Below are 10,023 nucleotides of genomic sequence, written 5' to 3'. Positions count from 1 at the left end.
CGGGAAGGGATAAACGCTGAAGGCATCTAAGCGTGAAGCCCCCCTCAAGATGAGATATCCCATTCGAAAGAAGTAAGACCCCTTGAAGACGACGAGGTAGATAGGGCAGAGGTGGAAGTGCCGTAAGGCATGGAGCTGACTGTTACTAATCGGTCGAGGGCTTGACCTAATTGGTTGTGTTCACAGAAATGGAATGATAGATGTAAAGTATGTGCGGTTTTGAAGGTATATCAGAAAGGCCATCGGAGAGATCCGGTGGCTTTTTGTAATTATTTTCCGCAAAATACTTGTTTTTCGAAAAAGATTGTGTTATAGTAACGATTGTCAGGAAAAGATTCCTGAGGTATTCCTCGATAGCTCAATGGTAGAGCATTCGGCTGTTAACCGAAGGGTTGTTGGTTCGAGCCCAACTCGGGGAGCTAAGATGAAGAAGCGATACAGAAATGAGAAATCATAACTGTATCGCTTTTTTGATGTCTGTAGCCATTAAGAAACGCCATCTAACATTTTGACGGTTTTCCATAACATTTCTTCCTGTTCATGGAAGAAAGATTTCGTTATAATAAAATCAGACAGATCACGGAACATGTGCAGAGTCAGGAGTCGTGTCAAGGCGGAACTTTTTCCGATAGGCGCTTGGCGTCATGCCCTGCTTCTGGCGGAAGGCTTTGGTAAAAACTTCGGCATTCCGGTAACCACAGGAAAAAGCGACCGTTTCGATGGGGAGATCCGTATATGATAAAAGCTCAAGCGCACGCGTGATCCGGCAGGAAGAAAGATAGTCCTGCGGTGAGGTATGGAGATATTTCTGAAACAGGGTATAAAGGTAACTCCGGTTGATGCATACATATCTGGCAATATCCGAGACAAGAATTTCATTGGAATAATTATTTCGGATAAACTCAACGGCTTTTTCCACGTAAAGATTGCCGATCTCCCGTGCAGAAGGATCGGCAAGCGTGATTTCGCGGGAAAGAATTGAGAAAAACTGGTACAGACAGCCTTCCAGAAGATACTGGTCAGAGGTGTCATAGGTATTGTGCTTCTGCATCTGAAACAGGAGGGACTGCAGTTCACCGGAAAAACTGCACTGGTAGACAGGGTGCTCCTCGGAAAGACCGAGTTCCTGTACATAAGAGGCAGCTTTTTCGCCGTCAAAACCGATCCAGAGATAGGTCCAGGGATCATCCGCATCGGCTTCATAGTAGGTGCGGACATTTGGCATCAGGAAAAAGCCCTGTCCGGCGGTTAGGCGGTAAGTGCGGTTTCCGATGGTAAAAGTGCCTTTCCCGGAAATAATATAGTGGATCACGTAATTGGGGCGTACAGCAGGGCCGTAGCTGTGGAACGGCTGGCAGGCTTCGTAGCCGCAGAAGCAGAGATAAAGATCCGAAAATTTATGCTTTGGGACAGGAAGTGTCCAGGAAGTTTCCATAAGTATACCTCACAAAATGAATCATCAGAAAAGCCGGAATGTCACAAAAGGATGAGATTCCGAAATATCAGTAAAATTATATCGTGTTTTGCAGGATACTGCAAGCAGCTGTAGGAGATCAAAAGCCCGGAGTAGCAGCCGTTACGGTTCACGCAGCACCGGAACACTTGTTGTTCGGGTATGTAAGAAAGTGATTTTGGTGTGAGCAGCCCGAAAAAATGCGATAAGATAAAGGAGAAAAAACCATGGCAATCAAAGTAAGTGAAAATGGACGGTTATTTACCCTCCAGACAAAAGACAGCAGTTACCAGATGTTCGCAGATGACAAAAATGTGCTTCTGCATCTCTACTATGGAGAAAAAATCGGTGAGGAAAATCTTTCCGGTCTGATTTTCTGTACGGATATGGGATTTGCAGGAAATCCGGAGGAAGCCGGAAGCGATCGCACGTATTCTCTGGATACACTGCCGCAGGAAGTACCTTCGAGCGGAGTCGGCGATTACCGTGATGATATGGTTCGGATTCGTCAGGTGGATGGAAGCTGTGCGGCAGATTTCCGTTTCGATTCTTATGAAATCCTCGATCATTCCTATGCGGTTCCGGGTATGCCGGCACTGTACGATACAGAGGAAGAAAAAGGAGAAACGCTTGTCATCACGATGAAAGAGAAAGCTTCCGGTGTTGTACTGAAATTGTTCTACGGAGTATTTGAAAACGAAAACGTGATTACGAGAGCGGCAAGACTGGAAAACCACGGAGAGACGGCAATCGAGCTGGAAAAAATGCTGTCTTTCAGCATGGATCTGATGTATGAAAATTATGAGATGATCTATTTCTCCGGCCGTCATGCGATGGAGCGTACGGCAGAGCGGATTCCGGTGCAGCGCGCAAAAGTCGAGATCGGCAGCATCCGCGGCACGTCGAGCCATCATTACAATTCGGCCGTAATCCTCTGCGAGGAGGGGGCTGACGAGACACACGGTTCCTGCATCGGCGCATGCCTTGTTTACAGCGGAAACTTTGTTGCAGCGGCACAGAAGGATCAGAAAAACCAGACCCGTTTCCAGATGGGTATTCACCCGGCAAACTTCTGTTTCCACCTGGAAAAAGGAAAAGTGTTCGATACCCCGCAGGTGATCCTGAGCTACTCCGGAAGCGGCCTTACCAAACTGTCACAGCAGTATCATGAGATCATCCGCGAGCATATCTGCCGCGGTGCGTATAAACATGCCGAACGTCCGATCCTGATCAACAACTGGGAGGCAACGTATTTTGATTTCAATGAAGAGAAAATTCTGAAAATCGCAGAGCAGGCGCAGAAACTCGGCATCGAAATGCTGGTGCTTGATGATGGCTGGTTCGGAAAACGAGATGATGACAACAGCGGCCTTGGCGACTGGTTTGTCAACGAGAAGAAGATGAACGGTTCCATGGCACAGCTTGCAGAAAAAATCCACAAGATGGGCATGAAATTCGGTCTCTGGTTCGAGCCGGAGATGATTTCCGAGGACAGTGATCTCTACCGTGCACATCCGGACTGGGCATTTGCAGTTCCGGGACGTGTGCCAAACCATGGAAGAAATCAGCTTGTACTGGATATGACGCGTGACGATGTGCGGGAGTATCTGCTGGAGCGTTTGACGACCATCGTCCACGATGCAGAAATTGATTATGTCAAATGGGATATGAACCGCAGTGTCTGCGATGTTTACAGCCATGTGGCAGCACAGAGCCGAAACGGAGAGCTGTATCACCGCTATGTGCTCGGTGTTTATGATCTGCTCGAGCGTTTCCTTGCCGCGTGCCCGGATCTGCTGCTTGAGGGATGCAGCGGAGGCGGCGGAAGATTTGATGCCGGTATGATGTATTATTCCCCGCAGATCTGGTGCAGTGATAACACGGACGCGATCAACCGTCTGTCGATTCAGTATGGAAGTTCCTTCTTCTATCCTATCAGCACGGTTGGATCCCACGTTTCGGTATGCCCGAACCATCAGACCGGCCGCGTAACTCCATTCAAGACAAGAGGTGATGTAGCTCTTGCAGGAAGCTTCGGCTATGAGATGGACCTGAACAAGATTTCGGATGAAGAGAAAGAGATGGTAAAAGAGCAGGTTGCTGCAATGCATACATATTACGATCTGACGCACGAAGGCCTGTATTACCGTCTGACCGGGCTGAAAAAGCAGGATTTCATGGCATGGGAGTTCGTGGCAAAAGATCAGAGCCGCGCACTGCTTACACTGGTAAAGACGGATGCAGAAGGAAATCCGCTTCCGGTTCACACGAAAGTGTGCGGTCTTGCAGAGGATAAGCTGTACCGCTGCAGTCTGGATGGAGAAATCCGCTCCGGCCGTACTTGGAACCGTGCGGGACTGACGCTGCAGCAGGTGCTGGGAGAGTATGAGAGTATCCGGGTCGAATTTACAGAAGTAAAATAAAAAAGATAAGAAAAATCTTCAACTGGATTTGAGAGGAAGGGAACCTCAATCTGGTTGGAGATTTTTTTGCATAAAGAAAATCAAAGCAGGAGGGAAGGAACGTACTCTTTACAGTGCAAAAATAGTTATGATACAATAAGCAAAAGAAATTTTCTGACAGAAAATAAAGAGGGAACTGTCAAGAAAGGAAATTGTACATGAGAAACAAAAAAAACTGTTTAGCTGTTCTTCTGATGACAACTATTGTGGTAATGGGATGTGGAAATCAGCAGGTGGAAAAGGAGAATCCATCGGTTGTCTCCGAAAGAGCATCCAGTGTCCAGGATGAGTCAGAAGATGGTGAAAAAGAGTTTCTTTCTACATACCAGAATATTATAATCACACTTCCAGAAGGCTGGAATGTAATGAGAGATGAAAAAATTCAATGCAGTTTCATATCGGAAGATGGGGAAAGTCTTGAGATATCGTATCGGGAAGGAATGGCAAAAGTGATACTTATGGATTTCCCGGAGGACGAAGAGAGTGCTGAAAAATTAATCGATCAAAATGAAATAACCGGGGAAAACAGCATCAGTGATTTTGTAGCGAAAACAGTTAACGAAGGAAAAAGTAAAGAGAGTTCCTTTTATCGTTTCCAGGTAAAAAATTCCCTGCAGATTCCGACCGCATTTTTCTGCGGAGTGAAAACGGAGAATGAAGGGTATCAGATTATATGGAAAAAAGGAAACGGCAGCAACGATACACAGCAAATCGTGCCGGAAATACTGGAGTCTCTGCAGTTCCCGGACAATGAGCTGCTGACAGAAACATTTCAGACGGCCTGCCAGGAGCAGAAAAGAGCGCTGGAAGCAGAAAATAATTCGGATGGCGTGAAAAAGCAGAAGGGTAAGAAAACCGTCACCTGTATCTCACCGGTCAATGTACGTACAGAACCCAACGTCAGCACAAGCCAGGTTATCGGAGCTCTGACGACAGGGGAAGAAGTGGAAATGCTCGGAAAAGAGAACGGATGGTACAAGATTTCGTATGAGGGAAAAACGGCGTATGTGTACGAAGACTATGTGAAAGAAAAAGAAAATTAAAAAAGAATGATATTTTCAAAAAAGCTGCCGAAGCAAACAGAACCGGTAGCTTTTTTGAAATAATTTTGAAAAAGAAAAATCCCAGAAACTATCTGTTTCCGGGAAAGAAGAGGCGTCGACCGGATTTGAACCGGTGGATACTGGTGTTGCAGACCATTGCCTTACCACTTGGCTACGACGCCATATGACTCCGACGGGAATCGAACCCGTGTTACCGCCGTGAAAGGGCGATGTCTTAACCGCTTGACCACGGAGCCGAAGTTTTTGATTTGTCTGCCGTGATTTTTGCTCAGCGACAAGTAGTATATTATCATAAGAAAACGAGTTTGGCAAGTGTTTTTTGAAAAAAAATCAAAAATTTTTGAGATTTGTGTTGTCGTGCATTCAGAAGGAAAAAATTTGCCGGGTCAGGGCATGGCTTTTCGATATTCTTCCGGTGACATACCAAAAGTCCGGCGGAAAATGCTGGCAAAATAGCTGGGGCTTTCAAATCCGGTATGCAGAGCAATTTCCAAGATAGAAAGCGAGCTGCCGGTAAGAAGATCTGCGGCTTGGGTTACGCGGTACTGGTTGATATAGGAAATAGGCGTTGTGTGAAAGTGCGTTTTGAAGAAACGACAAAAATATTGTGGATTCATATTGAGTATAGCAGCAAGATCTGAAAGACGGATTTTGGAATCATAGTTATCCTGAATATAACGTAAGAGTTTTTTACACTGATCAGATCTTTCTTTTTTACGAGTGCAGAGGGGTTCCGGATGAAGAAAAAGCTGGTATTGCGCCAGAAGTGCAAGAATCCGATACATGTCACTTTTGATCAGAAGAAACCAGCCGATGGGTTTGGTATCGTATGCATACAGGATTTCCTGGAAAAGCTCAGATAATGTCAGTACAAATGTTTTCTGTGTCTGAGAGGAGGCTTCAGCAGCAGAAAGCTCTTCCAATGGAAAAGCCGGAAGAAGCAGTTGATGAGAGAGCAGCGGACGAATCCAGTCTGCTTCACAGGAATCCAGATAGGCACATGAGAGAATTTCTGGAAGAAATACAAGGGCATGGTGAATCGAAGGGGTAGTTCCAATGCTGCAGAGCTGATGCAGTTCGTGACTGTTGATGAAAAGAAAAGTACCTTCGGAAATTGTCCGGGTTTCAGTTTTCAGTGTCAGAGTGAGAGTACCTTTTTCAACCCAGATCCATTCTAATTCTTTATGCCAGTGAAAAGGAACAGAGAGCCCGCCATGCGCATAATCCTGATGATAGATATGGAGCGGAACAGGTTCGGTTCCATGCACGGTAAAATCCCGGATTCCGCCAGAAAGAACAGGGGAACAAGATTCAGGAGAAAAGAGCTCTTTTGAACGTTCTTTTTTCATAAAAGTCAAAATCCTTTCATTAAATACGAAAATCAGGTTAGAAAATATAAGATAATATCATTATACTGCTCTTATAGGAAAAAAGAAAGAGAGGACAGAAAATGAAAAGAGAGTGGTGGCATAGCTTAACCGTATATCAGATTTACACCAGAAGCTTCTGTGACAGCAACGGAGACGGCATCGGCGATTTTGGAGGGATTCTGCAGAAGCTGGACTATCTGCAGGAGCTTGGTGTTGGAGCCATCTGGCTTTCGCCTTTTAACGATTCTCCTAATTACGACAATGGATATGATGTCAGTGACTATTATAAAGTAATGGAAGAAGCGGGCACAATGGAAGAGCTGGAAGAACTGATCGCAGCCTGTGAAAAGCGGGAAATTGTGGTCATGATGGATCTTGTTTTAAATCATAGTTCCCATCTGCACCCATGGTTCCTGGAAGCCAGAAAGGATCGAAACAGTAAATACCATGATTTTTACATCTGGAAGGAAGGAACGAAGGAGCAGCCGCCAGAAGGCGGCGGAGCATTCTTTGGAGGAAGCACCTGGGAATGGGTGCCGGAGGTTCAGGAATATTATTATCACAGTTTCAGTGTAATGCAGCCGGATCTGAACTGGAAAAATCCGTCGCTTCGGAAAGAGCTGTACCGGATGATCCAGTTCTGGATGGATAAAGGGATCCGTGGTTTCCGGCTGGATGCAATTGACAATATTGTAAAAGATGGACATGGAGGAAATGATACTCATTCGGAGCAGATTCATACATACTTAATGGAAATGAATCAGAATACGTATGGAAAATCAGAACAGATCCTGACAGTGGGGGAAACCGGAGGTGCTACGGTAGAAATGGCACAGCAGTATTCTGATCCGGAAAGCCAGGAGCTCAGTATGATTTTTCAGTTTGAACTGATGGGAATCGACGGCATCCGAAGTGGAAACTGGGATCCGAAACCGTATACGCTGCCGCAACTGAAGCAGCTCTTTGAAAAATGGCAGACGGGACTGGAAGAAAAAGGATGGAACAGCCTGTTCTGGGGAACCATGATTTTCCGCGTGTCGTATCGCGCTTTGGAAATGACAGGGAACCGTATCGGGAAAAATCAGCAAAAATGTTGGCTGTCCTTCTCCATGGGATGAAAGGAACTCCTTATATTTACCAGGGGGAAGAAATCGGTATGACAAATGTGTCAGGGCTTCGGATCGAGGACTATCAGGATATCGAGTCTGTAAATTTTGCCGAAGACCGTAAAAAAGAAGGCTGGGAGGAAGAAAAAATTCGTACCTATCTTGCACGGAACAGCCGGGACCATGCGCGGACGCCAATGCAGTGGAATGCGGAAAAACACGCCGGATTTACAGCGGGAACACCGTGGATGGCGGAAAATCAGAATTACGAGGAGATCAATGTGGAAAACAGCAGAAAAAATCCGGATTCCCTCTTCTATTTCTATCAAAAACTAATTGCGCTGCGTAGGAAAAATGACACTCTTGTTTATGGGGATTTCCGTCTGATTGAGGAAGAAAATCCGGATATTTTTGCTTATGAGAGAAATCTGGGAGAGAAAAAGCTGATTGTGCTCTGCAATTTCCGGGATACCGCGGCAGAGATGAAAGCCCGATATGATTTGACAAAAGGAACGGTTCTGATTCATAATGATACAGAAAGCCTCACAAAAGAAGTGTGGAAGTTACAGCCGTATGAGGCGTATATGATTGAACTTCTGCAGTAAAAAGACAGAAATGAAAAGCAGCAGGAGAAGAAAACTGCAGGAGCAACTGGAAACAGGAGGGAGAAAATGTATCGCGTTCTTCTTGTAGAAGATGAAGAAATTGAACTGGAGACATTGCGGGATTATATTGACTGGAAAAAGAACGGGATTTCCAGAGTATTTACCGCGCGCAATGGCAGAAGGGCACTGGAGTGCCTGGAAGAAAATATGGCAGATATTGTGATTACGGATATTCAGATGCCAGGAATGAGTGGAATTGAACTGGCAGAGACGATCGTACGCCGGGGATATCCATGCAAAATTGTTTTTCTGACAGGATATGATGATTTTTCCTATATCCATTCCGCTTTTCAGGTGAATGCCGTGGATTACCTTTTAAAGCCATTTACGATTGAAGAAGTAGAAGCATGTCTGAAAAAAGTGAGAAGTGAACTGGAGAAAAGAGAGATAGCAGACTGGTCGCGGAAAACGGCGGCGAAGCAGTTGCTGGAAATGGCTTTGCGGGAAAAACAGGAAACAGAGCTTTTACGGAAAAATTTCCGTGGTGTATTTGGAGAAGAACTGGAAGAGTGCAGGTTTGGAATCATAGCGGTTTATGGAAAAACGGAAGAAAACATCTGTAGCCAAATTCAGGAAAAATACAAGGGCATCCGTTACATCAGCAAAACGGAACGGATCAGTATGCTGCTGCTGGCGGGGTATCTGTCGGTGAAAGATACGGCATTTCAGATCTGGAATGATTTGAAAGAAGACGCACCGAGAGCCGTTGGATGGTGCAGTGGAGCATGGACAGCTGACTGCCTGTACGAAAAGGCGGAAAAACTTCGGAACTGTTGTGTTCTGGCATTTCATATGGATCCACCGGAACTTTTCTGTGCAGATGAAAAAGAAACGGAAGAGGAAAAAGCATATCATTTCCGGGAACAGAAGGAGCGGAGAGAAGAAATCTGTCGTCTGGTCAGCAACGGGAAAAAGCAGGAAACGCTGCAGACCATGAAAGATTATTTTCAACAGCTAAAGGGGCTTGCGCCGAAAACATTTGCGGGAGAAGTTTACAATCTCTATATGTATCTATGGAACCGTCTTGTTTTGAGCGATGAACTGCTGGAAAACTGGATGGAAGCAGAAAAAATTTTGAGAGAAAATGAAATTTTTGAAGCAAACAACAGTTATCAGATGCGGGAAAAGATGAAGCAGTATCTGGAACGGATGTTGGCATTTTTTGAAGAACAGAATCAAAATCCAAATTACTATGCCGTTTATCAGGTAAAAACATATCTTCAGGAGCACTGCTCGGAAAGCGCAGATATCGAGAAGCTGGCCGCGGAGGTTGGTTTGTCTCCGAATTATCTGAGGAGCCTGTTTAAAGAGGCAACAGGAAAAACGATTTTGGAATACAATACGGAAATGCGTCTGCAGAGGGCGGCGGAACTGTTAAAGAATAAGAAAAATAAAGTACGGGAAGTGAGTCTGGCGGTTGGATATGAAAATGTTTCTTACTTTGGCGTTGTTTTTCAGAAAAGATTTGGAGTGACACCAAATGAATATCGTAAAATGGTATAAAAATCGGAGTTTTCAGTTTAAACTGGTGATCGGCTATCTGGTACTGGCACTGATTCCAATGCTGTGTGTTACCTGGTACAGTTATGGAAAAACAAGGAATGTGCTTCTTACTGAAGCATATCAGAGTGCAGAACAGGAAGCAGAACGAATTGAAAAAAATTTTTCTACGATGGTCGAGCCTTACGAAACAATTCTGGATGTGCTGTATGTGGATCAGATGCTGAGCGGATATTTGTTTCAGGATTACAGCAACGATTCTTATGAAGATATGTTTTACTATATTGATAAGAAGCTCAGCGAAATCTGTCTGATGAATGCAGGAATTTACAAAATCTGTTTTTACAGCAACAATGAAACGCTTCCGCAGGATAATTATTATTTTATTCCATGCAGGATCTAG

The 10,023-nt window shown here is 44.9% G+C and carries 7 protein-coding genes, 3 tRNA genes, 1 rRNA gene and 1 pseudogene; 8 read left to right on the top strand and 4 right to left on the bottom strand.

Translation table 11 applies throughout. The annotated features are described in order from the left end of the window. Together DW965_RS12970 and DW965_RS12965 are read left to right on the top strand one after the other, a co-directional pair. A 23S ribosomal RNA gene (locus DW965_RS12970) occupies nucleotides 1–169 on the top strand; the annotation flags it as partial. Between the two features lie 178 nt (nucleotides 170–347). After that, nucleotides 348–419: transfer RNA gene (locus tag DW965_RS12965), tRNA-Asn, on the top strand. A gap of 158 nt (nucleotides 420–577) precedes the next feature. Here DW965_RS12965 and DW965_RS12960 read toward each other — a convergent pair. Next, nucleotides 578–1,435 carry an AraC family transcriptional regulator gene (locus tag DW965_RS12960; protein ID WP_117761929.1) on the bottom strand — a complete coding sequence of 286 codons (858 nt, stop codon included), beginning with the start codon at nucleotides 1,433–1,435 and terminating at the stop codon, nucleotides 578–580. 245 nt (nucleotides 1,436–1,680) lie between these two features. On the opposite strand from DW965_RS12960, the gene DW965_RS12955 reads away from it, so the two are divergent. Together DW965_RS12955 and DW965_RS12950 are read left to right on the top strand one after the other, a co-directional pair. Continuing rightward, on the top strand, nucleotides 1,681–3,876 hold the full coding sequence (locus DW965_RS12955; RefSeq protein WP_117761930.1) for an alpha-galactosidase: 2,196 nt from the start codon (nucleotides 1,681–1,683) through the stop codon (nucleotides 3,874–3,876). 197 nt (nucleotides 3,877–4,073) lie between these two features. After that, nucleotides 4,074–4,958 (top strand): SH3 domain-containing protein, encoded by an 885-nt coding sequence (locus DW965_RS12950; RefSeq protein ID WP_117761931.1) that lies wholly within the window; start codon nucleotides 4,074–4,076, stop codon nucleotides 4,956–4,958. 110 nt (nucleotides 4,959–5,068) lie between these two features. On the opposite strand, the gene DW965_RS12945 is transcribed toward DW965_RS12950, so the two are convergent. The 3 genes from DW965_RS12945 to DW965_RS12935 all read right to left on the bottom strand — a co-directional run bounded on the left by DW965_RS12945 (nucleotide 5,069) and on the right by DW965_RS12935 (nucleotide 6,328). Then, nucleotides 5,069–5,140: transfer RNA gene (locus DW965_RS12945), tRNA-Cys, on the bottom strand. 3 nt (nucleotides 5,141–5,143) lie between these two features. Next, a tRNA-Glu gene (locus DW965_RS12940) sits at nucleotides 5,144–5,215 on the bottom strand. A 150-nt stretch (nucleotides 5,216–5,365) separates the two neighbouring features. Then, the gene (locus DW965_RS12935; RefSeq protein ID WP_117761932.1) at nucleotides 5,366–6,328 is read right to left on the bottom strand and encodes an AraC family transcriptional regulator; all 963 of its coding nucleotides are present in this window, start codon (nucleotides 6,326–6,328) and stop codon (nucleotides 5,366–5,368) included. Between the two features lie 101 nt (nucleotides 6,329–6,429). Between DW965_RS12935 and DW965_RS21460 the strand changes: the two are divergent. The 4 genes and pseudogenes from DW965_RS21460 to DW965_RS12920 all read left to right on the top strand — a co-directional run. Beyond that, a pseudogene (locus tag DW965_RS21460) lies at nucleotides 6,430–7,769 on the top strand (alpha-glucosidase); the annotation flags it as partial. 21 nt (nucleotides 7,770–7,790) lie between these two features. Then, a complete protein-coding gene (locus DW965_RS22600; protein ID WP_442857789.1) occupies nucleotides 7,791–8,060 on the top strand; it encodes an alpha-glucosidase C-terminal domain-containing protein in 270 nt (89 codons plus the stop codon). Nucleotides 8,061–8,126: 66 nt separating this feature from the next. Beyond that, the gene (locus DW965_RS12925) at nucleotides 8,127–9,623 is read left to right on the top strand and encodes a response regulator transcription factor (protein ID WP_117761933.1); all 1,497 of its coding nucleotides are present in this window, start codon (nucleotides 8,127–8,129) and stop codon (nucleotides 9,621–9,623) included. After that, nucleotides 9,601–10,023, top strand: coding sequence for a hypothetical protein (locus DW965_RS12920; RefSeq protein WP_119198459.1), 423 nt, complete (start codon nucleotides 9,601–9,603; stop codon nucleotides 10,021–10,023). Before DW965_RS12925 ends, DW965_RS12920 begins: the two co-directional genes overlap by 23 nt.

The organism is Blautia sp. AM47-4, assembly GCF_003479865.1.
Taxonomy (GTDB): Bacteria; Bacillota; Clostridia; order Lachnospirales; family Lachnospiraceae; genus Fusicatenibacter; species Fusicatenibacter saccharivorans.
Note: the sequence above shows the minus strand (reverse complement) of the source record. Positions and strands in the feature narration are given on the sequence as shown.

What these genes read in the sequence shown, in the direction of transcription:
- DW965_RS12960 (WP_117761929.1), bottom strand. Translation starts at nt 1,435, where the DNA reads ATGGAAACTTCCTGGACACTTCCTGTCCCAAAGCATAAATTTTCGGAT.
- DW965_RS12955 (WP_117761930.1), top strand. Translation starts at nt 1,681, where the DNA reads ATGGCAATCAAAGTAAGTGAAAATGGACGGTTATTTACCCTCCAGACA.
- DW965_RS12935 (WP_117761932.1), bottom strand. Translation starts at nt 6,328, where the DNA reads ATGAAAAAAGAACGTTCAAAAGAGCTCTTTTCTCCTGAATCTTGTTCC.
- DW965_RS12920 (WP_119198459.1), top strand. Translation starts at nt 9,601, where the DNA reads ATGAATATCGTAAAATGGTATAAAAATCGGAGTTTTCAGTTTAAACTG.
- DW965_RS12925 (WP_117761933.1), top strand. Translation starts at nt 8,127, where the DNA reads ATGTATCGCGTTCTTCTTGTAGAAGATGAAGAAATTGAACTGGAGACA.
- DW965_RS12950 (WP_117761931.1), top strand. Translation starts at nt 4,074, where the DNA reads ATGAGAAACAAAAAAAACTGTTTAGCTGTTCTTCTGATGACAACTATT.